Genomic DNA, 22,816 nt, shown 5'->3' on the forward strand with positions numbered 1-22,816 from the left:
CGCCCGATCTCTGAGGAAAGCAGGTGGCACGTGGACAAGATCAAGCTCGTGGCCGAACCGGGGGCCCTCCTCAACAAATGCCTCGCGGCTTGCCCGGGAATGGACGATGACCTCCGGAAGCGACTGCGCATGCTGGAGGAGTACGACATGGGGTTCCTGTTGCTGGGCATGAGCCCGCGCAGGCTCCTCCGTGACGGCCGCCTATTCGACAACGAGCAGGTTCTCCCGCTGCTGCTGTGGTTCGGCCAGTGGGACAATCACTGTCGTCACTGGGCGGCTGAGGTCATAAAGCAGTGGCTCGTGTTCAACCGCTCCAGGGGTGAATTCGAAGGCGTCGCGGACGAGAAAGCCATCGAGTTCCGCGATTACTTCTTCACGAAGTACGCCATCCCGCTGATCGAGGAGTTCCGCCAGTACGTCGCGCTGACGATGCTCTACCCGAAGGACCACGACGCGCCCTCCGGCCCCGTCGACATGGTCTGGCACTCGTTCATCCTCAACACCGAGCAGTACGAGGACTTCGGCCGGCGTGTCTGGGTGGGCGCCGAGCACATGGCCCCGGTGGTCCTGGAGGAGGACTACGCCGACATCCCTGCGGTCAACAACCCGTAGCCGTGAACGGGTCGCACGACCTCAAGGACATCGCTGCCATGTTCCACAGGGACGGATTCGCTGTCCTGCCGTCCTTCATCACCGCGAATGCCGCCGACCACCTGCGGATCATGACAGAGCAGCGCTACCAGGATCCACGGGTGCATGCCGCCCCACCCGAGCTCGACCTCGTACGCGGCGACGTGAGCCTGATGCGCGTGTTCGAGTTCAACCGGGCGTTCCGCGACGTGATCGAGCTGGAACCCGTCGCCGACCTGGTCGAAATGATCCTCGGCCCGGACTGCCACATGATCGCCCAGAACGCACTGCGCATCCCGCCCGGCAAGGGAATCATCAACTGGCACGTCGACGACGTCCTATTCTTCCCTTTCCTCGATGACATCCCGACCGGTGCAGCCGGCGCCAGCATCCCCTGTTTCACCCTGAACGTCATGGTCGCGCTCACCGACATCGAGACCGACCTGCACGGACCGACACAGGTGATCGCCGGGAGTCACCTGTCCGGCCAGCGCCCGCCCTACAGCCCCAGCCTTCCAGGAACGCCTACGTCACTGTTCGCTCGCGCCGGCGACGCCTACCTGGTCAACAGCCAGACCTGGCACCGCGGGGCACCGAACCGGTCCGACCGCACCCGGTACCTGCTGACCACGGCATACGGTCGACGGTTCATCAGCCAGCGCTTCTACCCCTTCCCCGACTACCGGCTTCCAGCCGGCCTCCTTGAAGGGGCCCCCGCCCGGCTCGCCCGGCTCCTCGGCCGGCACGGGAAGGGTCCCTACGGCTGAACCGGTCACGCCCACCCGGTCCGGTGCCGCAACCACGTGCGTGCCGCCTCGGCGGCCCGGACTTGGTGGGCACGAAGGAACGGAACACCTGGCGGATTCGGCCGACGCGAGGACTTCTCCCAGTACCCGCCGATCCCGGCGGCGAACGCGGTGAGCACATCGGGATCGTCAGGCTGCGGAAGATGGATCACCGCGGCCTCGGCCTCAGTGGGCGAGTGGCCGTCCATGATCAGGTAAGGCACCAGAACCGCCGGGTCGAGCCAGGCCGCACCCTGGTTCGGATAGGACCAGTCGACGATGACGACCGACCCGCCTTCACGCCGCAGCATGTTGTCCGGTCGCAGATCCCAATGCAGGAGCGTGCTCCCCGTTGCGGCCTGCTGCCAGTTCTCCTCGATCCCGGCAAGGGCATTGAGGTGCTCGGCCGCCCACGGGTCCAGATCATCCGGGGTTTCCGAGGCCAGGGTTGACCAACCGGTGAGCCACCGGCCGACCAGCTCTGTGATGGGGCGTGCGGCGTCCAGCGGCGAAGGAGTGAGGAGCTTCCCAGCCTGCTCGACGGCGGCCAGCGCCATCCCCGTGTCCGCCGAATCCGGGGACAGCACCGGCACTCTTCCGGGGATGTCCTCAAGGCACAACCACCACCATCCCGCACTGTCGGCCGGCGTGGCCCACCAAAGAACACGCGGTCCCACACCGTCCGGGAGGACCGAGGTCACGGCGATCTCGTCCGCGTACTGCGGGGCGAACGGGTGTTCACCGTGCATCCCTTTGAGGAACACACGCCGTCCGTCGTCCAGGAGCAGCCGGGACGCCACGCCTGGGGTGAACCCGCCGGTGCACGAAATGGACCCGCCTACGGTGGAGCCCAACCGGAATTCCACATAGGCACGTGCCTCGGGGGGAAGGGACGCCCACTCGGGCCGGACGGAAGTTGCGGCCATGGTGTACCCCCTGGAACTGGCTTCCGGGCAAAGGACGTGCTCGGCAGGTTAGCGGGCTGAGCGGCCCTGAGGCGGCGGCTACAGGCATCGGCGGACGGAGTCCGACGCAGCGACGCGAAGCCGGGGAGGCCCGCCAGGGCAGAGCCGTGCGAGAGGCGCGTCAGAAGGAGAAGTTCTGCGGGTGGCGGCGTGCGCGCATGCACGCCCCGAGCGCGGCACGGCAGCCGCCACCCCACGACCCGCACTCGTCAAGGCAGGACCCTTGGCGTCCCCTCGCGACGAATCGCTCAGGACAAGGGTGATCACTCATTGACGAACCGTCAACACCTCGTTAGAGGTACACGTGCGGTTCCCGGATCGAGTTGTGGATCGGGTCGTGGTTCGCGGCGTGCATCGGGGGGCGGGTCGGGAGCCCCGCCGGGGTGTGCGCCGGAGCCCGGTCCGGGGCCTCGGCCGGGGTCCGGTCCCGCGGCCCCTGGGACGCCAGGTCCGCCGCCGCCTTCTCCGCGCGGTCGACCTCGCACCAGATCCGCTTCCCGGCGCCCTCGGGCTGCCAGCCCCAGCGGTCCGCCAGCCCGTCCACCAGCTCCAGGCCGCGGCCGCCCGTGTCGTCCCCGGCGGCCTGGCGCCGGGCCGGCGCCCGGCCGCTCGCGTCGGCGACCTCGACGCGGACCCCGGGCTCCCCGAACAGCATGCGCAGTACGGCCGGACAGCCGGTGTGCACCACGGCGTTGGTGACCAGCTCGGAGATCAGCAGGATCAGCGTCTCGGCGAGCGGCTCGTCATCCTCTATGCCGGACCAGGCCAGCCGCGAGCGGGCCCACCGCCGGGCCCGGCCGACCTCGGCGGGGTCCGGACCTACCTCCAGCTGCACCTGAAGCACCTGCACCGCTCACACCATCCGAACCGGCGGACACTTCGCCTCGCGACAGGACGGGGTCACCGAGCGTGACCCCCTTGGGGAGCAGCATGGTTGACATACAGTCACCACAACAAGCGCTTCGGGCATATTCCAGCGTGAAGGAGTAAGCGTGGTGCATACTGTGCGGCGCCCGCGCCGCTCAACCGCCTGCATTCCCGGGAGCGTACCGGAGCGGTCCCCCGTCTCCGGGCCGCAAAGGGTCGGGCGAAGGACACAAACCGATATCAACTCTCCGTAATCGGACACGCGTCCCGCGCCGTCCCTCCCGTGCCCATCCGTCACAGCGAGCGAGCGCACGGACGAGCCCTTACGCGCCGGCTTCCCCGCCGGGCTTCCCCGCCCGGCTTCCCCACCGGGCTACCCCGGCGTCGCCTCCGCGAGCAGTGCCTCCGCGAGCAGCTCCGCCGCCAGCACCTCCTCCGCCTGCGCCGCCGTGCGCCACTGCTCCGCCCGCACCCACGCCCGCTTCAGGTGCAGGTGTACGTCCGCCTCCCAGGTGAAGCCCATCCCGCCGTGCACCTGCAGGCAGTCCCGCGCGTTGCGCACGGCCGCCGCGTCGGCCAGCAGCTTGGCCGCGGCCGCCTCGCCCGCGTCGCCCGTCACCGCGGCCGCGTAGACCGCCGTACGGGCCACCTCGGCCCGCACCAGCATCTGCGCGCACAGGTGCTTGACCGCCTGGAACCCCCCGATCGGCTGCCCGAACTGCTCGCGCTCGCCCGCGTACCGGACCGCCAGCTCCACCGTGCGCAGCGCGCTGCCGAGTTGGAGGGCCGCCGTCAGCAGGGCCCCCTCGTCGCGGAAGCCGGCGCGGGCGGCGTCCGCCCGTGGGTCCCGCGGCAGGCTGACCCGTGCCAGCGGTGTCAGCGGATCCGCCGAGCGGACCGGCTCCCCGGCCGGGAGGCCGGGGAGCCCGAGCACCGCGTCCGACTCGCCGAGGTGGGCCACCAGCGCCCCGTCCAGGTCGAGGGCCGTCACCACCGCCTCGCCCTCCGCGGCCCCGGCGACGGCCCCGGCGGCCAGGTGGGTGGCGACCAGCGGTCCCGGCAGGAGCGCCCGCCCGGCCTCCTCGAAGACGAGGACCGCCTCCGGCAGACCGAGTCCGACCCCGCCCTCCTTCTCCGGGAGGCGCAGCGCGAAGAACCCGGCCGCGCCGAGCTCCCGCCACAGCGACCGGTCCACGGACCGGCCGGTCCGCGCCGCCCGGTCCACCGAGGCGCGCAGTTCCTCGCGCCCGTACCGCCCCTCCAGGAGGTCCCGTACGCCTGCCCGCAGGTCCCGCTGGTCCTGCGTCGGCTGGAAGTCCACGGAACGCTCACCTGCCCTTCGGAAGGCCGAGGATCCGCTCGGCGACGATGTTCTGCTGGATCTGCGAGGTGCCCGCCGCGATGGTGTACGAGAGCGAGGAGAGGCGGTCCAGGGTCCATTCCTCCTCCAGGGACAGGGACTCGGCCCCCAGCACCTCGGCGGCGGTGTCGTACAGCTCCTGGCGCGCGTGCGAGTACGCCAGCTTGAAGACGCTGCCGCCGATGCCGGGGACCCCTCCGGAGCGCTCGGACTCGCTGACGTTCCACTGCGTGAGCCGCCACAGGGCGCCGAACTCCCCGTACAGCCGACCCAGCCGGCGGCGCAGGACCGGGTCGTCCCAGCGGCCGTTCGCCTTGGCGGTGCGCGCCAGTTCGCCCAGGGTGCGCCGGCAGGCGACGACCTCGCCCACGAAGGCGGTGCCGCGCTCGAAGGACAGGGTCACCATCGTGACCCGCCAGCCGTCGTTCTCCGCGCCGACCCGGTTGGCGACCGGGACCCGCACCTCGTCGAGGAACATCTCGGCGAACTCGGTGGACCCGGCGAGCGTGCGCAGCGGCCGCACGGTCACCCCCGGCGCGTCCATGGGCATGGCGAGCCAGGAGATCCCCCGGTGCTTGGGGACGTCCTCGCTGACGGGCCGTGTGCGCACCAGCAGCTCGCACCAGTCCGCGACCTCCGCGTGCGAGGTCCAGATCTTCGACCCGGTGATCACGTACTCGTCGCCGTCGCGGACGGCGCGGGTGCGCAGCGAGGCCAGGTCGGAGCCGGCGTCCGGCTCGCTGAAGCCCTGGCACCACATCTCGTCGCCGCGCAGTACGGGCGGCAGCCAGCGCGCCCGCTGCTCGGCGGTGCCCTCGGCGGCGACGGTCGGGCCCGCGTGCAACAGCCCGACGAAGTTCGCGCCGACGTACGGGGCTCCCGCGCGCTCCGTCTCCTCCAGGAAGATCAGGTGCTGGGTGGGGGTGGCCCCGCGGCCGCCCGCGTCGACCGGCCAGTGCAGGCCGGCGTACCCCGCGTCGTACAGCAGGCGCTGCCAGCCCGCGTCGTAGGTGCGCCGGCCGGGCCAGTCGTCGGGCGAGGGCCGGGGCGGCAGCTGGGGGAGCACCTCGGCGAGCCAGGCGCGCAGCCGGGCCCTGAATTCCTGCTCCTCCTCGGTGTGGGTGAGGTCCACCGCGCCTACCTGCCCGTCCGCCGGTCCTTGTCGAAATCGAGGCCGAGCATGCGGATGGCGTTGCCGCGCATCAGCTTGTAGACGGTCTCCTCGTCCAGTCCCTTGACGTGGTCGAGGGCGACCTCCTTGGTGTGCGGGAAGGTCGAGTCGACGTGCGGGTAGTCGGTCTCGAAGGTGGCGTTGTCGCGTCCGACGACGTCGAGCGAGGCGATGCCGTGCTTGTCGCGGAAGAAGCAGCAGAACATCTGCCGGTAGTAGTAGGTGGAGGGCGGCTCGGGGATCAGGTCCTTGACGCCGCCCCAGGCGCGGTGCTCCTGCCAGACGTCGTCGGCGCGCTCCAGGGCGTACGGGATCCAGCCCATCTGGCCCTCGCTGTAGGCCAGTTTCAGCGTGGGGAACTTGACCAGGACGCCGCTGAAGAGGAAGTCCATCATCGAGGCCATGGCGTTGTTGAAGCTGAGGGCGGCCTGGACGGCGGGCGGTGCGTCGGGGGAGGCGGCGGGCATCTGGGAGCTGGAGCCGATGTGCATGTTGACGACGGTGCCGGTCTCCTGGCAGACGGCGAAGAAGGGGTCCCAGTAGCCGGAGTGGATGGACGGCAGGCCCAGGTGGGTGGGGATCTCGGAGAAGGTCACGGCGCGGACCCCGCGGGCGGCGTTGCGGCGGATCTCCACGACGGCCAGGTCGATGTCCCAGAGCGGGATGATGCACAGCGGGATGAGGCGGCCGCCGCTGTCGCCGCACCACTCCTCGACCATCCAGTCGTTGTAGGCGCGCACGCAGGCCAGGGCGACCTCCTTGTCGTGCGCCTCGGCGAAGGTCTGCCCGCAGAAGCGCGGGAAGGTCGGGAAGCACAGGGAGGCCTCGACGTGGTTGAGGTCCATGTCGAGCAGGCGGGCCTTGGGGTCCCAGCAGCCGCGCCGCATCTCCTCGCGGGTGATGCCCTCCAGGGTCATGTCGTCGCGGTCGAAGCCGACGGCGGCGATGTTGCGCTTGTACGGGAACTTCAGGTCCTCGTAGATCCACCAGTCGGTCGGCGGGCCGTCGGGGTCCATGGTGATGACGTACTTGCCGCCGGTGTAGGCGAGCTCGCCGATGCCGGCGGTGAGGGCCTTGGGGCCGCGGTCGCGGTACTTGGCCGGCAGCCACACGTCGAAGAGGTGGGCGGGCTCGATGACGTGGTCGTCCACGCTGATGATCCGAGGCAGTTCCATGGTGTCCCCTCGCTGAATCCGTTGGACCTGATCCGACACGCCAAATCTGATGGTGCGTCAGAAATCTGGAACCAAGCTAGCCCCCCACCCCTGGACCGACAAGCGTCCGCGCTCTACGCTCTGCGCTTGATCTGACTATCCGTCAGGTGTCGTCGGCCAGGGGAGGTCGGTCCGGGATGACGGACAGCACCGCAGTCGAACTCAGCCGGTCCCGGACCCTGTGGGACCTGATCGCCCGCCGGGCCGCCATGACCCCGGACGCACCCGTCCTCATCGAGGCCGCCGAAGGCGGCTCCGCCGACCGTGCCACCGACCGCCGGCTGACCTTCGGGGAGCTGCGCGAGCGCTCCGAAGAGGTCGCGGCCGGCCTGTACGGCATGGGCGTGCGCCCCGGCACGGTGGTCGCCTGGCAGCTGCCCACCCGCATCGAGACCGTCCTGCTCTCGATCGCCCTCGCCCGGATCGGCGCCGTCCAGACGCCCGTCATCCCCTTCTACCGGGACCGCGAGGTCGGCTTCGCCCTGCGCGAGTCCAAGGCGGAGTTCTTCGCCGTCCCCGGCGTCTGGCGCGGCTTCGACCACACCGCCATGGCGGAGCGCCTCGGCGCGCGCGGGGTCTTCGAGGCCTACGCCTCCCTCCCCACCGGGGACCCGGCGACACTCCCCCCGCCCCCGCGGGAGGGCACCTCGGTCCGGTGGATCTACTGGACCTCGGGCACCACCTCGGACCCCAAGGGCGTCCTGCACACGGACCGCTCCCTCATCGCGGGCGGCTCCTGCCTGGCCCACGCCCTGCACCTCTCGCCGGACGACGTCGGCTCGATGGCCTTCCCCTTCGCCCACATCGCCGGGCCCGACTACACGGTGATGCTGCTCCTCTACGGGTTCCCGGCCGTCCTCTTCGAGAAGTTCGCGATGCCCGACGCCCTGGACGGCTACCGCCGCCACGGGGTCACCGTCGCCGGCGGCTCCACGGCCTTCTACTCGATGTTCCTCACCGAACAGCGCAAGGACCCGGGCACCAAGCTCATCCCGTCCCTGCGGCTGCTGGCCGGCGGCGGGGCCCCCAAGCCCCCGGAGATCTACCACGCGGTCGTCCGCGAGCTGGGCTGCCAGCTCACCCACGGCTACGGCATGACCGAGGTCCCGATGATCACGATGGGCGCCCCGGACGACACGGCGGAGCACCTGGCCACCACCGAGGGCCGCCCCCCGGCCGGCATGTCGATCCGCGTCACCGCCCCCGACGGCACCCCGCTCCCCGCCGGCACCGACGGGGAGGTCCGGCTGCGCGGCGAGGCCGTCTGCCAGGGCTACCTCGGCCGGGCCCGGTCCGCCGGGGCCGACGGGGCCGACGGGGCTTTCGACCCGGACGGCTACCTGGTCACGGGCGACCTCGGCCACCTCACCGCGGACGGATACCTGGTCCTGACGGGCCGCAGCAAGGACGTCATCATCCGCAAGGGCGAGAACATCTCCGCCAAGGAGATAGAGGACCTGCTCCACCGGCTCCCGGCGGTCGCCGACGTGGCGGTCATCGGCCTCCCGGACCCCGAGCGCGGCGAACGCGTCTGCGCCGTCGTCGAACAGCCTCCGGGCACGGGACCCCTGACCCTGCCCGAGGTGACGGCGTACTTGCGCGCCGAGGGACTCTCGACCCACAAGCTTCCCGAACAGCTGGAGATCGTGGACGCGCTGCCCCGCAACGACGCCCTGCGCAAAGTCCTGAAGTACAAGCTCCGGGAGCGCTTCGCGTAGCCCCGCCGGCCCGTACCGGCCGGCGGCGCGCCGGCCCGTACCGGCGCCGAAGGTCCCGCGGAGGCGGCCCCGTACCGGAAGCGGCGGGTCCGCCTCATTCCCATGATCCAGCCCCGGACAGTGGCACACGTCTCATTTGTCGGGGCCTCTTCGGCGGGCCCGCGCCCCTCGTGTCACAGTTGTCCGTCGCACAGTGTGCGCACAGCATCGACAGCGAAAACACAGCATCAGAAGGCTCCCCCTCCGGGAACCGTCCACGAGAGGCATCATGGGAGTCCGCAACACCTCGCCGGTCAGCACCCGCTGGTCCCACGGCACCGTCGCCGAGCTGTTCTCCGGCCGCGACAACAGCCTCGGCCTGCTCCGCCTGCTGCTGGCGACCGCCGTCGTCGTCGCGCACGCGCGCATACTCGGCTTCGGGATCAGGGAGTACGGGCACACCTTCACCCACGGTCAGACGGACCTGGGGAAGATATCGGTGTTCGGCTTCTTCATCCTGTCCGGCCTGCTCATCACGCGCAGCGGCAACCGGCTCCCCATCGGACGCTTCCTGTGGAACCGGGCCCTGCGGCTGCTGCCGGGCCTGTGGGTGTGCCTGTGCGTCACCGCCCTGGTGGTGGCCCCGTTCCTGTTCTGGCGCCAGCACCACACGCTGGAGAACTTCTGGCACCGGCCGGACGGCCCCTTCGAGTTCCTCCAGGCGAACTGGTGGGTCCGCACCCACCAGCCGGGCATCTCCGGGATCATGGAGACGGCCCAGGGCAAGTGGATGGCCTTCGACCCCGGCATCAACGGTGCGCTGTGGTCCCTGCAGTACGAGGTCCTGTGCTACCTGGGCGTCGGACTGCTCGTCCTCGCCGGGGCGCGGGCCGGGGGGCTGACGCAGGCGCGGCGCGCCATCCTGGTGATCGCCGTGCTCCTCGGCGGCTACGTGCTGACGAACTCGCTCGACAACCACTTCATGGACGCGTTCAGCCTCCAGATCCACGCCGAGCGGATCGTCTCGCCGATCGTCGGCGGCTTCATCGTCAAGTGGGCCTTCTTCCTCGGGTACGCCTTCGCCATCGGCTCGCTCATCGAGGTCTACAAGGACCGGATCCCGGTCAGCACCCCGCTGGCCGTCCTCTCCGCCCTGGTCACGCTCGCCACGCTGCGCTACGGGTTCTTCTTCGCCGTCGGCATCCCGGCCTTCGCCTACCTGCTGGTGTGGCTCGCGATCCGGCTGCCCAAGCCCTTCCGGGCGGTGGGCCGCAAGAACGACTACTCGTACGGCATCTACATCTACGGCTTCGTCGTCGAGCAGGCCCTCTCCGCGCTCGGCGGCGCCCGCTGGGGGTTCCCCGCGTACCTCGCGCTCGCCCTGGGCGGCACCCTGGCCCTGGCGGTGCTCTCGTGGCACCTGGTGGAGCGCCCCGCCCTGAAGCTGAAGGACGCCCGCTTCCCCCGGCGCACCCCGCGGGGCCCGCGGGGCCCGCAGGCCGGCGGGGAACCGCAGAGCCGCCCGGCCGCCGAGCCGGACCTCGCGGCCGCGGGCACGGCGGCCAGGTAGACCACCGGGCCGGCGGGCCGGTGGGCCGGCCCGCTCGAACACCCGCCGCCCCTCGGGGCGGCACGCAGACGTCCCGCGCGGTGCGCGGCCCTCAGGACCGGCCCTCGGCCGGCACCCGGGCCCCGCACCGCGTCGTCGTTTCCGGCTCCCGCGCGCTGCGGGTTCCGCGCGCTCCGGGTCCCGCACGCTCCAGGCCTACGCGTCCGGGGCCGCCACGCCGCAGTAGCCCGCGAAGCCCGCCAGGATCTCGTCCTCCGAGATGCGGCCGTCGCCGTCCGCGTCCAGGGCCGCGGCCACCTGGCCGGCCAGCTCCTGCGGGGTGCCGAGGACGCGCAGCACGCGCGCCGTCGCCGCCGTGGTCGAGCCGCCGCCGTCGTCGCCCGCCACCGCGATCACCGCGCGCAGGAACGGACGGGCGATCTCCGCGAACCGCCGCGGGTTGTCGCGCAGCCGCTTCGCGGCGCCCGTGATGAACTCCTCGCGGGACACCCGCTGGTCCCCGTCCACGTCCGCGATCCCGGCCATGCCCTGCCAGAAGGCCTCCGCGCCGGCGAACACGTCCTGGCCCCTGTCGGAGCGGGCCGCCACGGCGAATTCGGCCAGTACCGCCTTGGCCGCCGCGCTGAAGTCCTCCCGGTCGATATAGCCGTTCCCGTCCTGGTCGAAGGTGGCGAATCGGGAGGCGATCTTGCGCTCGTACTCTGCGCTGTCCATATTCGGCGTTCCGCCTTCACATGTGCGGTGGGGTGCAGTTCAAGACAGGCAGGAGCGTACGGCCTACGTGGCCTGCGCGTTAAGCGAAGCGGTCAAGCAGGTGGCCGCATCGAACCAGCGCACGAGGAGCGCGACGGGGCGCGTACGCCTGTGCCCATGTACCAAGCCGCGCCTCGCCGTTCACAGCGCGCTACGCCTCTATCACGCAGGGCGCACTTCCGGGGCGAGCTTCTCCCAAAACGGGCGCACATCGCTGGGTGCCCACTACATTCGAGTCGTCGACACACGGCTGCGCATCCGGAAATCGGGCTGGGGGCACGATGGCGAAGGACGTACCACCGCGCTGGGACCGACGCATGCAGCAACGCCTGGCGCGCGGTGAGGCCGCCGCCCTCGGCGAGCTCTACGACCGCTTCGCCTCGCTCGTGCACAGCCTGGCCCACCGGGTCCTGGGCGACGAGAAGGCCGCCGACCGGATCACGCGCGAGGTGTTCGGCTACATCTGGGAGAACCCGGACGCCTACGACCCGAAGCAGGGCTCCATGCGCTCCTGGGTCGCCCGCATCACCCAGGGCCAGGCCGTCGCCCGGCTGCGCCAGGCCGAACTGGGGCGCGGCTCCCGCGAGGAGCTGGAGCAGAAGGTGCGCAGCGCCAACGCGGCCGCCCGCGCCGACTTCATCGTCACCTCGATGCCGGCGCCGCTGCGGGCCGCGCTCGAACTCGCCTACTTCAAACGACGCGACTACCGCCAGGCCGCGGCCGACCTGCAGATCAGCGAGGACGAGGCGAGGCGCAGGCTGCGCCTGGGCCTCCAGTTGCTCTCGACGGCCAACGCCGTCCCGCGGGACGACACCGTTCCGCCCGGACACGGCACCTCGGGATACGGAACACCGCGATGACCATCCCCTCCGACGGCGCCGCCGAAGACGGCGAAGAGTACGAACGGCCGCGCGGCGGCGGTCCGGCCCGCATACCGGGCCCGCGCGAAGCGGCCGACGGCCTCGAGTTCACGGGGTACCCGCGCTCCGGCGACCAGCCCGGGCCCCCGGAAACACCGGCCCCGCCCGCGCCCGCGCCGCCGCCCACCCATGCCGTCCTGAAGTCCCTGCTCGGCGCGTGGGCCCTGGCGGCCTGCTCCGCGGACGAGACGCTGGCCGTCGAAGACCACCTCACCACGTGCGCGCCCTGCGCCGAGGAGGCGCTGCGGCTGCGCGACGCCGTGGGGCTGCTGCACCCGGAGGAGAGCCTCGACCTCAAGCCGCTGCTGCGCTCGCGCGTGCTGGAGGACTGCCTCGGCAAGCGCCCGGCGCGCATCCCCGTACCGGTGTGGGCGAACCCGTACGACACCGAGACGGCGCGGCTCGACGCGCTGCTGCGGGACTTCGGTGACTCGGAGTGGCACACCCCGGTCCGGCTGAAGTGGTTCGAGGACGAGCAGCGGCAGTCGCGCCGGACCACGGTGGCCGGGGTCATCGGACACCTGCTGTCGGTGGACGGGCTGGTCGCGGCGGCGCTGGGCCTCGACGACCCGCTCGGCCCCGACGTGCGGTCGGCGACCCCGGCGGGCCGTACGGAGCAGTTCTGGGAGGACTCCCCGTACCCGACGACGCGGCGGGTCCGCGAGCCGTGGCGCGAACAGGGCCACACGCTGGTGCGGACGGTGTCCTTCGCGGGCCGCGGCGTGGCCGAACTGGCCGTCGACTACGGGGCCTTCGCGCTGCCCCTCGGCGACGCCTTCCTGGAGCGGGCCTTCGAGTGCTGGGTCCACGCCGTGGACATCGCGGAGGCGGTGGACTATCCGTACGAGCCGCCGTCCGCTCCCCACCTGCACCGCATGATCGACCTGGCGGCCCGCCTGCTGCCCGAGGCGCTGGCCGGGCGCCGGCGGGCCGGGCTGGCGGCTCCGCCGCGCGGGCTGGTCGCGGCCGGGGCACCGGGCCGGACCCTGCACCTGGAGATCGAGGGCGCGGGCGGTGGCGGCTGGGACATCGCGCTGGACTCCCCGGCGGCGAAACCGTCGCCGGAGCACACGGTGGCCCGGATCGCCCTGGACGGCTTCGAGTTCTGCCAGCTGGCGGCGGGGCACATCTTCCCGGAGGACGCGGCGATCGGCCAGAACGGCGACCGCGAGGCCATCCGCGACGTCCTCTTCGCGGCCGCCTCCCTGAGCCGGCTGTAGCCACCCGGTCCGGGCCAGGCCGGTCCGGGCCAGGCCGGTCCGGCCCCGCCGGCGGCGCGGCGGGGCTGACGTGCGCGGGGCCGACTGCGGCTCTGCCGGGACCGCTACGCGAAGACGACCGTGCGGGTGCCGTTCAGGAGCACGCGGTGCTCGCTGTGCCACTTCACCGCGCGCGCCAGCGCCTGGCATTCGACGTCGCGGCCGATCGCGACGAGCTGGTCCGGGGTGACCTCGTGGCCGACCCGCTCGACCTCCTGCTCGATGATCGGGCCCTCGTCGAGGTCCGCCGTCACGTAGTGGGCGGTCGCGCCGATCAGCTTCACGCCCCGCGCGTGCGCCTGGTGGTAGGGCTTGGCGCCCTTGAAGCTCGGCAGGAACGAGTGGTGGATGTTGATGATCCGCCCGCTCAGCTCCTTGCACAGGTTGTCCGACAGCACCTGCATGTAGCGGGCGAGGACGACGAGCTCGACGTCCTCGGCACGGACCAGCTCCAGCAGCTCGGCCTCGGCCGCCGCCTTCGTGTCCCTCGTCACCGGGATGTGCACGAACGGGACGCCGTACGAGCCGACCAGTTCCTCGAAGTCGGTGTGGTTGGAGACCACGGCCGCGATGTCGACGTGCAGCGCGCCGATGCGGAAGCGGAACAGCAGGTCGTTCAGGCAGTGCCCGAACTTCGAGACCATCAGCACGATCCGCATGCGCTCGTCGGAGCGGTGGATCTGCCAGTCCATCCGGAAGGAGTCGCCGATCGCGGCGAAGCTGGCCCGCAGCTTGTCCACCGTCACCGGCTCGTCGGCCGCGAAGTGGACCCGCATGAAGAAGAGGCCGGTGTCGCGGTCGCCGAACTGCTGACTGTCCTCGATGTTGCACCCGGTCATGAACAGGTAGCTGGACACTGCGTGCACGATGCCCTGCTTGTCCGGGCAGGAGAGGGTCAGTACGTACTGCTGGGAAGCCTGTGGCTGCGGGTCGTCGCTCATGACCCGACAGCCTTCCACATCGGACTCAGGCCGCGCGGGTAAGGATCCTCAAGACATCCAGTGATCGCGGGCGCGCGTCCGGGTCGTCCGCGTCCGCCGTCGCCAGGCGTACGTGGGCCTCGCGCGCGGCCCGTACGGCCTCCGGCCAGGCATGGTGCTCCAGGTATCCGGAGACGGGGGCGTCGGGGCCGATCTGGTGCATGATCCTGAGCACCCGCAGCACGGCGAGGTCGACCAGGGCCGCCTCCTGCGAGTCGCGGAAGATCGTGCCGACGTACTTCTCCGCGGACCAGCTGTCGAGCCAGGTGTCCTCGACGAGCCGGTACACGGCGTCGGTCACGTCCCCGTAGCCTTCGGCGCCGGCCAGCCAGGTGTCTTCCTGGAAGACGGGATCGGAGAGCATGTGCAGCGCCGAGCGCACGTTGCTGCGCCAGCGCCACCACGGCATGTCGTTGAGGGGCATGCCGCCCATGGTGGAGGAGCGGCCGCCGCGGCGGGAAGAGTTCTTCGAACCTTGGGCGAATGTCACGCTTTCGATCGTACGTTCCCGTCTTGCGCGATCTTGAAGCGCCCTTGCGCACCCCCGCACGCCCGCCACCCGCAATTCACCTGGGCGTCACCGGATGTTGTGTACACCTCACTCTTCGGTTACCCGGACGCGGAATGGTGCATGAACATGACCACCCGGCAACGCGCAGCAGTTGTTTCCCGCACCCTCCTGGCCAAGGCCAAGGCCGCGGCCACGGTGACGGGCGCGTGTCTCCTCGCCGGGTGCGGGGTGCTCCCCGGGGGCTCGGGGGGCTCCGGGGACACCGACGGCACCCTCACGGTCATGACCTTCGCACCGCAGGACTCCAAGGCGACCAACATGCCCGGCATGCCGGGCATGGCCAAGGCCTACGAGCGCTGGGTCAACTCCAAGGGCGGCATCAACGGCCGCAAGATCCGCGTCCTGACCTGCAACGAGCGCAACACGGCCGGTGGCGCCGCGGACTGCGCCCGCAAGGCGATCGCCGAGAAGGCCGTCGCCGTCGTCGGCTCGTACAGCCAGCACGGGCGCGCCTTCATGGCCCCGCTGGAGGCCGAGGGCATCCCGTTCATCGGCGGGTACGGGGTCTCCTCGGAGGAGTTCCAGTCCCCGCTGTCCTACCCCGTCAACGGCGGCCAGCCCGTCCTCCTCGCCGGGGCCGGCCACCAGCTGGGCCGGGCCTGCGAGAAGGTCGCGCTCGTCCGCCCCGACACCCTCGCGGCGGACTCCCTGCCCGTCCAGCTCAACGCCGGCCTCAAGGCCAACCAGACGGCCGAGGCCAGCGACATCCGGGCCGCCGAGGACTCCACGGACTTCTCCGCGCAGGCCCGCGAGGCGCTGACCGACACCACCACGGCGAAGAACGGCACCACCTCGAAGGAGGGGGCGGCGAAGGACGGGGCGGCCAAGGACGCCAAGGACAAGGGCTGCGTGGCCGCCGTGCTCGGCTCGCGCACCGAGACCTTCTTCGACGCCTTCCGCCGTGCCTCCGAAACCCAGAACCGCAAACCGCAGATCTCCTCGGTGCTCGGCTCGGTCAGCCAGGCCCTGGTGGACCGCACCGGCGGCAAGGAGAGCCCCTTCGAGGGCGCCTACGTCACCAGCTGGTACCCGGTCTCCTCCGACCCGGTCTGGGAGCCGATGCGCCGGGTCATCGCCGACCACGCCTTCGGCGACGACACCGTGGACCCCGACGACAGCGGCGCGCAGACCACCTGGATCGCGTACACGGTGCTCGGCGAGGCCCTGAAGCGCTTCAAGGGCGGCGAGGAGGTCACGGGGCGCACACTGGCGCGCAAGCTCAACCAGTCCGATCCGGTCGCGACGGGCGGCCTGACCCCCGACCTCAGCTGGCGCTACCAGGACATGCGCGCCGTCGCCGGCCTCCCCCGCATCGTGAACGGCCGGGTCACCTTCCAGATCGTCCAGCAGGGCCGCCTCGTGGCCCAACCGGGCGAGCACACCACGGACATGACCAAGACCCTGGAACAGGCCCCGCGCACGAGCTGATCCCGCGCGGGACCGCCCGTACCGGCAGGCGGCCTGCCGCGGCCGCCTGCCGCGGCCGCCGGCCGCCTGCCGCCGGCCGTCTGCCGCCTGCCGCCTGAAAACTGGTGCGACCACGGCGCGGGCAGCGGGCAGGATGCCGTCATGGACCGTCGACAGATCAGCGCAACAGCCCACGCCGAGCGCCCCATCGCCGCCCCGCTGGGCGACGACTCGGTACGCGCGCTCCTCGAGCGCGCCCTTCCCGGGGGCGCCCCGCGCCTCCTCGACCTCGGATGCGGCGGCGGAACCTGGATGGTGCGCGCCCACGCCGCCCGCCCGGGCCTGCGCGCCGACGGCGTCGACGACGACGCCGAGACCATCGCCGCCGCCCGGCGGACCGTCACCGACGCCGGGCTCGGCGACCAGATCGCCTTCCATGCCCGGGACGCCGCGCGGTTCACGTCCCCGCACCGCTACGACGCCGTCCTCAGCATCGGCGCCGCCCACGCGTTCGGCGGCCTGCTGCCCACCTTGGAGGCCGCCCGCGGGCACCTGGCCCCGGGGGGCTCCGTACTCGTCGGCGACTGCTTCTGGGAGCGCGAACCCGGCCTGAAGACCCTCGACCACGGCTTCGCCGCCACCGACTACGACGACCTCGCCACGACCGTCGACCGCGTCACGGCCGAGGGCTGGACCCCCGTGCACGGACACGTCAGCACCCTGCGGGAATGGGACGACTACGAGTGGTCCTGGACCGGAACGCTCTCCCGCTGGGCCCTGGACCACCCCGGGCACCCCGACAGCGGCGCGGCCCTGAAGGCGGCGGCCGAGCACCGCGACGCCTGGCTGCACGGCTACCGGGGCACGCTCGGCTTCGTCACCCTGGTGCTGCGCCGCACGCTGCCGGGCGGGTGAGGGTCAGAGCTGGCTCTTGTCCCGCTTGGTGAGGTTGTACTTGCCGGCGATGGAGTTCCACATGCCCGCCGCCGACTCCTTCGCCTTGGTGGCGTCACCGCTCGACTTGTTGCCGTCCGAGGCGTTGTCCGTCGACTTGGCCTTGCCGTCCTTGCACTTCTCGCCGTCGGCCTTCATGTCGTCGGCCCACGCCGCGTAGCTGTTGTCGGCTTCGGCGGAGGACTTCCAGGCCTTGGTCAGGGACGCGGTCAGCTTCGCGTGGTCCGGGAGCTGGTCCACCTTGAGCTCCTGGAGCCGGGTCACCAGCTCCTCGCGCTGGCGGGCCGCGTCGCGCAGGTCGGTGGCGGCCTGGTCGAGGTTGCGGCAGCCCTTGATGTCGTCGACGGCCTTGATCACCGAGGCCCGGCTGTCGTTGCTGTCCGCGAGGAGCTTGTCCAGCTGGACCGCCTGCGGCTGCGCCGGATCCAGCGGCGCCTCGCCGCCGGGGGCCGCTGAGCCGCTGCCGGAGGGCGCGGACACCACGGCGCCGGGGTCGGTGTTCTGCGCCTTGTCGTCGCTGAGCACCGCGCCGACACCGAGGCCGACGACGGCCAGGCCGACGACGACGGCGGCGATGATCGCGGGCGAGACCCTGCGGGGCGCCGGCCCTTGCTGCTGGAACTGCTGCTGCGGATGTTGCTGCTGCGCCTGCGGGTACTGCTGGAACTGCTGCTGGGGGTGGGGCGGTTGCGCGTGCGGGTGCTGCTGATGCGGCTGCTGATGCGGCTGCGGGTGCGGCTGCTGCGCGCGCTGCTGCTGGGGGTAGGGGCGCGGCGGCGGCTGCCGGAGCACCGGCTCCTGCACGGGCGGCAAGTGCTGGGTGTCACCGCGGAACAGCCCGTCGAACCCGGCGGCCGGGTCCGCGGGGGCCGCGGGAACCGGCGCGATGTACTGGGTCGCCGCCTCCTCGTGCGAGGGGACGCCCGGGGTGCCGTACCGGCCGGCGGGCTCCCCCTGCGGGGCGGCGGCCGGGACCGGCGCGATGTACTGCGTCGCGGCCTCTTCGTGCGCGGGCCCGCCCGGGGTCCCGTACTGGCCGGTGGCCCCGCCGTAGGAGGGGGCGGCGGGGACCGGCGCGATGTACTGCGTCGCGTCCTCCTCGTGCGCGGGCCCGCCCGGGGTCCCGTACTGGCCGGTGGCCCCGCCGTAAGAGGGGGCGGCGGGGACCGGCGCGATGTACTGCGTCGCGTCCTCCTGGTGGCCCTGCTGGTGCCCGTGCTCGTTCTGGTGGTCCTGCGCGCCCGGGGCGCGGTGGCGGGCGCCGGGCTCACCGGGCACGGGAGCCGCGGGAACCGGCGGGATGTACTGGGTGACCGCCTCGGGGAGCGGCGGGTAGCCGTAGCCGTGGGGCTCGCCGGGGCCCTCGTAGCCGGGGCCGAGGACGTGGCCCTGCGGGTAGCCGTAGGCGGGGCCGCCGGGCGCCGGGTACCCGTAGGACGGCGGGCCCTGCGGGTGCTCCGGCTGCGCGTCTTGCTGCGCGGGCGGCTGCGTCGGCGGCTGCGCCGGCATCGGCGGGCCCCACGGCGCGCCTGCCTGGGGGCTGCCGCCCTGTCCGCTCTCCGTCACCGGGACTCCCTCTCCGACCTGTCCGAACTACGGAACCGTCGGCCCACGCTACCCGGTCACCCCCCTCCCCCGTCCGGCCCCCCCCTACCCTGGCTCCTATACACATCTCCGAGCCCACGAGACCGCGGGGCCCGGCCCCCCTCCTCCGCACGCCGCACCAGGAGAAAGAGAGCACCGCATGTTCGAGACCGTTCGCGCCGACATCCGCACCACCCTCGACGAGATCCGCGCCGCGGGCCTGCACAAGTCCGAGCGCGTCATCGGCACCCCGCAGAACGCCGCCGTCGCCGTGACCTCGGGCTGCGCGGCGGGTGAGGTCCTCAACTTCTGTGCCAACAACTACCTCGGCCTCGCCGACCACCCCGAGGTCGTCACCGCGGCCAAGGAGGCGCTGGACCGCTGGGGCTACGGCATGGCCTCCGTCCGCTTCATCTGCGGTACGCAGGAGGTGCACAAGGAGCTGGAGGCGCGGCTCTCCGCCTTCCTCGGCCAGGAGGACACGATCCTCTACTCCTCCTGCTTCGACGCCAACGGCGGAGTCTTCGAGACGCTGCTGGGCCCCGAGGACGCGGTCATCTCCGACGCCCTCAACCACGCCTCGATCATCGACGGAATCCGCCTCTCCAAGGCCCGCCGGCTGCGCTACGCCAACCGCGACCTGGCCGAGCTCGAGACCCGGCTCAAGGAGTCGCAGGACGCCCGCCGCCGGCTCATCGTCACCGACGGCGTGTTCTCCATGGACGGGTACGTCGCCCCGCTGGCCGAGATCTGCGACCTCGCGGACCGCTACGACGCCATGGTCATGGTCGACGACTCGCACGCCGTCGGCTTCGTCGGCCCCGGCGGGCGCGGCACCCCCGAACTGCACGGGGTCATGGACCGGGTCGACATCATCACCGGCACCCTCGGCAAGGCGCTGGGCGGCGCCTCCGGCGGCTACGTCGCCGCGCGCACCGAGATCGTCGAGCTGCTGCGCCAGCGCTCGCGCCCGTACCTGTTCTCCAACTCCCTCGCCCCGGTCATCGCGGCCGCCTCGCTGAAGGTCCTCGACCTGCTGGAGTCGGCGGGCGACCTGCGCGAGCAGCTCGCCGCGAACACCGCGCTGTTCCGCACGAAGATGACCGAGGCCGGCTTCGAGGTCCTGCCCGGCGACCACGCCATCGCCCCGGTGATGATCGGCGACGCGGCGGAGGCCGCCAAGATGGCGGAGCTCCTGCTGGAGCGCGGGGTCTACGTGATCGGCTTCTCCTACCCGGTGGTCCCGATGGGCGCGGCGCGGATCCGCGTCCAGCTCTCGGCCGCCCACTCCACGGCCGACGTGGAGCGCGCGGTGGCGGCGTTCATCGACGCCCGCTCGGCGCTGACGTCCCTGACGGGCGCCGAGGCCTGACCCCGGCCGGGCCCGGTCTGCGGCCCGGGCCGGGGCCCGGGTTCCGGTGGGCTTTCGGCTGCGCGGCGGACGTGGCCGCCCGCACGATCGGTCGGCCCGGCATACCCCCGCGGCCTGCGAGAATGGTCGGGTGATCGACCCCCGCCGGCTGCGCATCCTGCGGGCCGTGGCGGACCACCGTACGGTGACCGCCGCGGCCGCAGCCCTGTACCTGACCCCCTCCGCCGTCTCCCAGCAGCTCGCGGCGCTGGAGCAGGAGACGGGCCACGCGCTGCTGACCCGCAGCGGCCGGGGCGTACGGCTCACCGCGGCCGGTGAGATCCTCCTCGGGCACGCCCACGAGGTGCTGGCCCAGCTAGAGCGCGCCGAGGCCGAACTCGCCGCCTACGCGGGCGGCTCGGCGGGCGAGGTCACCGTCGCGGCCTTCGCCACCGGCATCGCCGAAGTCCTGGCCCCGGCCATCTCGCGGCTCGCCCTGGACCATCCCGGCATCCGGCTGCGCGTACGCGACGCGGAGGGCGACCAGAGCCTGCTGCTGCTGCTCGATGGTGAGGCGGACCTCGCGCTGGCCGTCGAGTACCGGGGCGCCCCGGGCGCCGGCGACGGCCGGCTGTCCGTGCTCCCGCTCTACGCGGAGCCCTTCGACGCGGTCCTCCCCGCCGGCCACCCGCTCGCCGACCTGCCTGAGGTGCCGCTCGCCGATCTCTCGGACGCGGAATGGGTGGGCCAGTACCCCGGCAACCCCTGCCACGACGTCATGCAGCTGGCCTGCGAACTGGCGGGCTTCCAGCCCCGGTTGGTGCACTCCTCCGACGACTTCCGGGCCGTGGTCGCACTGGTCGGCGCGGGCGCGGGCGTCGCCCTGGTGCCGCGCTCGGCACTACGCGGGATGGACCTCAAGGAGGTTCAGGTCCGCCCGGTGGCCGGCCCGGCGGCGACCCGCCGCGTCTTCGCCGCCACCCGTCGCGGCGCCGAGACGCATCCGCTGATCGCCCCGGTCCTCGCGGCCCTGGCCCGTGAGGCGGGCCGGCTCCCCGCCCACTGACCGGCGCCGCGACCGGGTCCTATCCGATCGAGAAGACGCCGCCGGGTGCGGCGTGGTCGACGCGTCCGCCGTAGCGGGCGGCGGCGCGGGCCACGGCCTCGGCCGGTTCCAGGTCCCGGCCGACATGGGTGACGACGAGCCGCCGGGCGCGGGCGGCGCGCGCGGTGTCGCCGGCCTCCTCGGGGGTGTGGTGCACGGGCTCGACCCCGGCCGGGTGCGCCGCGCTGTCGGCCTCGCAGAGCAGGAGGGAGCAGTCCTCGGCGAGTCGGGTCAGGGCCGGGCAGGGCGCCGTATCGCCGGAGTACACCAGCGACGCGCCCCCGGACTCGGCGCGCAGGGCGAAGGCCGGCATGCCGTGGGACACGGCCCGGCTGGTGAGGCCCAGTCCGCCGATCTCCACGTGGTGGCCGTCGGACAGCTCGTGGACCGCGAAGGCGGCCTCGACCGGGCTGCGGTCAGGCCCGTTGGTGAGGAACCCGGCCAGCCGGTCGGCGAGGCCGGGCGGCCCGTAGAGGGGGAGCGGCGAAGCCCGCCGCACGTCCGCGTAGAGCAGTCCGTAGGAGGCGGTGAGCAGGTCGGCCGTGTGGTCGGCGTGCAGGTGGGAGATCCATATCGCGTCCAACTCGCCCAGCCCGACGTGCTGTTGCAGAGCCCCCAGGGTTCCGCTCCCGGCGTCCGCCCAGACGCGGGCGCCACCGCCTTCGACGAGGTAGCCGGAGCAGGGGTTGTCGGCGGCGGGGTAGGGCGTGGCGCTGCCCAGCACGGTGAGTCGCAGAAGATCGTCGGCCATCCGGTGGAGTCTAGGGCTGTGGCCGGGAAGGTTTGCCGGGTCGCGGGGTCCGTGCCGTTGTTCGCCCACCAGTGGTCGGGACCGGCCGTGCGGGCGTGCGGTGCGCGGGTCGGGTGGGGCTCAGACGCGGATGACCTCCACGCCCGCCGCCTCGAACGCCACGGCGACCGACGGTGCCAGGCCGGTGTCCGTCACCAGGACGTCCACGGCGTCGGTCGCGACGATCCGGGCGAAGGCGCGGACGCCCAGCTTGCTGGAGTCGGCCGCGATCACCACGCGCCGGGCGCGCTCGCACAGCAGCCGGTTCATGGCCGCCTCGTCCTCGTGGCGGGTGGCGGCGCCGTCGGCCGGGTCGAAGGCGTCCACGCCCACGACGGCGGTGTCCACGGTGAGCTGCCCGAGCACCTCCATGGCCAGCGGGCCGGTGAGCTCGTAGGACTGGGGGCGGGCCACGCCGCCCGTCAGCACGATCTTGAACTGGGGTCTGATGACCAGCTCGCTCGCGATGTTCAGGGCGTTGGTGACGACGGTGAGGGCGGGGGACCCGGTGGCGAGGTCGGGCCGGCCGGCCAGGGTGCGGGCCACCTCGGTGGTCGTCGTGCCGCCGGTCAGGCCGATCACCTCGCCGGGGACGATCAGCGCCGCGACCGCCGCGCTGATCCTGCCCTTCTCGGCGGCCCGGCGCGAGGTGCGGTAGCGCAGGGGGAGTTCGTACGAGACCCCTTGCAGGACGGCTCCGCCGCGCGTGCGCACCAGCAGCTGCTGTTCGGCGAGCTGGTCGAGGTCGCGGCGGATGGTGGCGGCGGACACCCCGAGGGCCTCGGCGGCGGGCTCCACCTCGAGCTCGCCCCGCTCCACCAGCAGGTCCAGCAGTGTCTGCCAGCGTTCCTTGCGGGTCATCGGCCACCCCTTCGGTCTCGGC

General features: G+C 72.4%; 21 protein-coding genes. 10 read left to right on the top strand and 11 right to left on the bottom strand.

Annotation, left to right across the window (positions count from 1 at the left end):
• Positions 1–30: 30 nt before the first annotated feature.
• Entirely contained in the window at positions 31–612 is a 582-nt protein-coding gene (locus DRB89_RS10060) for a hypothetical protein (protein ID WP_112448904.1), read from the top strand.
• A gap of 2 nt (positions 613–614) precedes the next feature.
• Entirely contained in the window at positions 615–1,397 is a 783-nt protein-coding gene (locus DRB89_RS10065) for a phytanoyl-CoA dioxygenase family protein (RefSeq protein ID WP_112448905.1), read from the top strand.
• Positions 1,398–1,402: 5 nt separating this feature from the next.
• Here the strand turns inward: DRB89_RS10065 and DRB89_RS10070 are convergent, their stop codons facing one another.
• The 5 genes from DRB89_RS10070 to DRB89_RS10090 all read right to left on the bottom strand — a co-directional run bounded on the left by DRB89_RS10070 (position 1,403) and on the right by DRB89_RS10090 (position 6,953).
• Entirely contained in the window at positions 1,403–2,341 is a 939-nt protein-coding gene (locus DRB89_RS10070) for a phosphotransferase (protein WP_112448906.1), read from the bottom strand.
• A gap of 331 nt (positions 2,342–2,672) precedes the next feature.
• Positions 2,673–3,230, bottom strand: a complete 558-nt coding sequence (locus DRB89_RS10075) for an ATP-binding protein (RefSeq protein ID WP_239516072.1) — start codon at positions 3,228–3,230, stop codon at positions 2,673–2,675.
• Positions 3,231–3,620: 390 nt separating this feature from the next.
• On the bottom strand, positions 3,621–4,568 hold the full coding sequence (locus DRB89_RS10080) for an acyl-CoA dehydrogenase family protein (RefSeq protein ID WP_112448907.1): 948 nt from the start codon (positions 4,566–4,568) through the stop codon (positions 3,621–3,623).
• 7 nt (positions 4,569–4,575) lie between these two features.
• A complete protein-coding gene (locus DRB89_RS10085) occupies positions 4,576–5,739 on the bottom strand; it encodes an acyl-CoA dehydrogenase (RefSeq protein WP_112448908.1) in 1,164 nt (387 codons plus the stop codon).
• 5 nt (positions 5,740–5,744) lie between these two features.
• The gene (locus tag DRB89_RS10090) at positions 5,745–6,953 is read right to left on the bottom strand and encodes an amidohydrolase family protein (protein ID WP_112448909.1); all 1,209 of its coding nucleotides are present in this window, start codon (positions 6,951–6,953) and stop codon (positions 5,745–5,747) included.
• A gap of 176 nt (positions 6,954–7,129) precedes the next feature.
• Between DRB89_RS10090 and DRB89_RS10095 the strand changes: the two genes are divergently transcribed.
• The gene (locus tag DRB89_RS10095; protein WP_112448910.1) at positions 7,130–8,710 is read left to right on the top strand and encodes an AMP-binding protein; all 1,581 of its coding nucleotides are present in this window, start codon (positions 7,130–7,132) and stop codon (positions 8,708–8,710) included.
• A 268-nt stretch (positions 8,711–8,978) separates the two neighbouring features.
• A complete protein-coding gene (locus DRB89_RS10100) occupies positions 8,979–10,259 on the top strand; it encodes an acyltransferase (protein ID WP_112448911.1) in 1,281 nt (426 codons plus the stop codon).
• Between the two features lie 195 nt (positions 10,260–10,454).
• Here DRB89_RS10100 and DRB89_RS10105 read toward each other — a convergent pair whose 3' ends face one another.
• Entirely contained in the window at positions 10,455–10,973 is a 519-nt protein-coding gene (locus DRB89_RS10105) for an EF-hand domain-containing protein (RefSeq protein ID WP_112448912.1), read from the bottom strand.
• Positions 10,974–11,293: 320 nt separating this feature from the next.
• Here DRB89_RS10105 and DRB89_RS10110 point away from each other — a divergent pair, with 320 nt between their 5' ends.
• Both DRB89_RS10110 and DRB89_RS10115 read left to right on the top strand, forming a co-directional pair.
• Positions 11,294–11,872 carry a sigma-70 family RNA polymerase sigma factor gene (locus DRB89_RS10110; RefSeq protein ID WP_112448913.1) on the top strand — a complete coding sequence of 193 codons (579 nt, stop codon included), beginning with the start codon at positions 11,294–11,296 and terminating at the stop codon, positions 11,870–11,872.
• Complete coding sequence (locus DRB89_RS10115; protein WP_112448914.1) at positions 11,869–13,152, top strand: maleylpyruvate isomerase N-terminal domain-containing protein; 1,284 nt, start codon at positions 11,869–11,871, stop codon at positions 13,150–13,152. The genes DRB89_RS10110 and DRB89_RS10115 overlap by 4 nt, the downstream gene beginning before the upstream one ends.
• A 104-nt stretch (positions 13,153–13,256) precedes the next feature.
• Here DRB89_RS10115 and purU read toward each other — a convergent pair whose 3' ends face one another.
• Positions 13,257–14,132: a formyltetrahydrofolate deformylase gene (gene purU, locus DRB89_RS10120; protein ID WP_112448915.1), complete on the bottom strand. Its 876-nt coding sequence runs from the start codon at positions 14,130–14,132 to the stop codon at positions 13,257–13,259.
• Between the two features lie 25 nt (positions 14,133–14,157).
• Positions 14,158–14,604, bottom strand: a complete 447-nt coding sequence (locus DRB89_RS10125) for a hypothetical protein (protein ID WP_112448916.1) — start codon at positions 14,602–14,604, stop codon at positions 14,158–14,160.
• Positions 14,605–14,808: 204 nt separating this feature from the next.
• Between DRB89_RS10125 and DRB89_RS10130 the strand changes: the two genes are divergently transcribed.
• Positions 14,809–16,170, top strand: coding sequence for an ABC transporter substrate-binding protein (locus DRB89_RS10130; RefSeq protein WP_112453425.1), 1,362 nt, complete (start codon positions 14,809–14,811; stop codon positions 16,168–16,170).
• A gap of 141 nt (positions 16,171–16,311) precedes the next feature.
• Positions 16,312–17,064, top strand: coding sequence for a class I SAM-dependent methyltransferase (locus DRB89_RS10135; protein WP_112448917.1), 753 nt, complete (start codon positions 16,312–16,314; stop codon positions 17,062–17,064).
• 3 nt (positions 17,065–17,067) lie between these two features.
• Here DRB89_RS10135 and DRB89_RS10140 read toward each other — a convergent pair whose 3' ends face one another.
• Positions 17,068–18,669, bottom strand: coding sequence for a hypothetical protein (locus DRB89_RS10140; RefSeq protein WP_204357726.1), 1,602 nt, complete (start codon positions 18,667–18,669; stop codon positions 17,068–17,070).
• A 178-nt stretch (positions 18,670–18,847) separates the two neighbouring features.
• Here DRB89_RS10140 and DRB89_RS10145 point away from each other — a divergent pair, with 178 nt between their 5' ends.
• A complete protein-coding gene (locus DRB89_RS10145; RefSeq protein ID WP_112447967.1) occupies positions 18,848–20,059 on the top strand; it encodes a glycine C-acetyltransferase in 1,212 nt (403 codons plus the stop codon).
• Positions 20,060–20,189: 130 nt separating this feature from the next.
• Positions 20,190–21,104: a LysR family transcriptional regulator gene (locus DRB89_RS10150; protein ID WP_112447966.1), complete on the top strand. Its 915-nt coding sequence runs from the start codon at positions 20,190–20,192 to the stop codon at positions 21,102–21,104.
• 19 nt (positions 21,105–21,123) lie between these two features.
• Here DRB89_RS10150 and DRB89_RS10155 read toward each other — a convergent pair whose 3' ends face one another.
• Positions 21,124–21,894 carry an MBL fold metallo-hydrolase gene (locus DRB89_RS10155; RefSeq protein WP_112447965.1) on the bottom strand — a complete coding sequence of 257 codons (771 nt, stop codon included), beginning with the start codon at positions 21,892–21,894 and terminating at the stop codon, positions 21,124–21,126.
• Between the two features lie 120 nt (positions 21,895–22,014).
• Positions 22,015–22,794 carry a DeoR/GlpR family DNA-binding transcription regulator gene (locus DRB89_RS10160; protein ID WP_112447964.1) on the bottom strand — a complete coding sequence of 260 codons (780 nt, stop codon included), beginning with the start codon at positions 22,792–22,794 and terminating at the stop codon, positions 22,015–22,017.
• Between the last annotated feature and the right edge of the window lie 22 nt (positions 22,795–22,816).

The organism is Streptomyces sp. ICC4 (assembly GCF_003287915.1).
Taxonomy (GTDB): Bacteria; Actinomycetota; Actinomycetes; order Streptomycetales; family Streptomycetaceae; genus Streptomyces; species Streptomyces tritrimontium.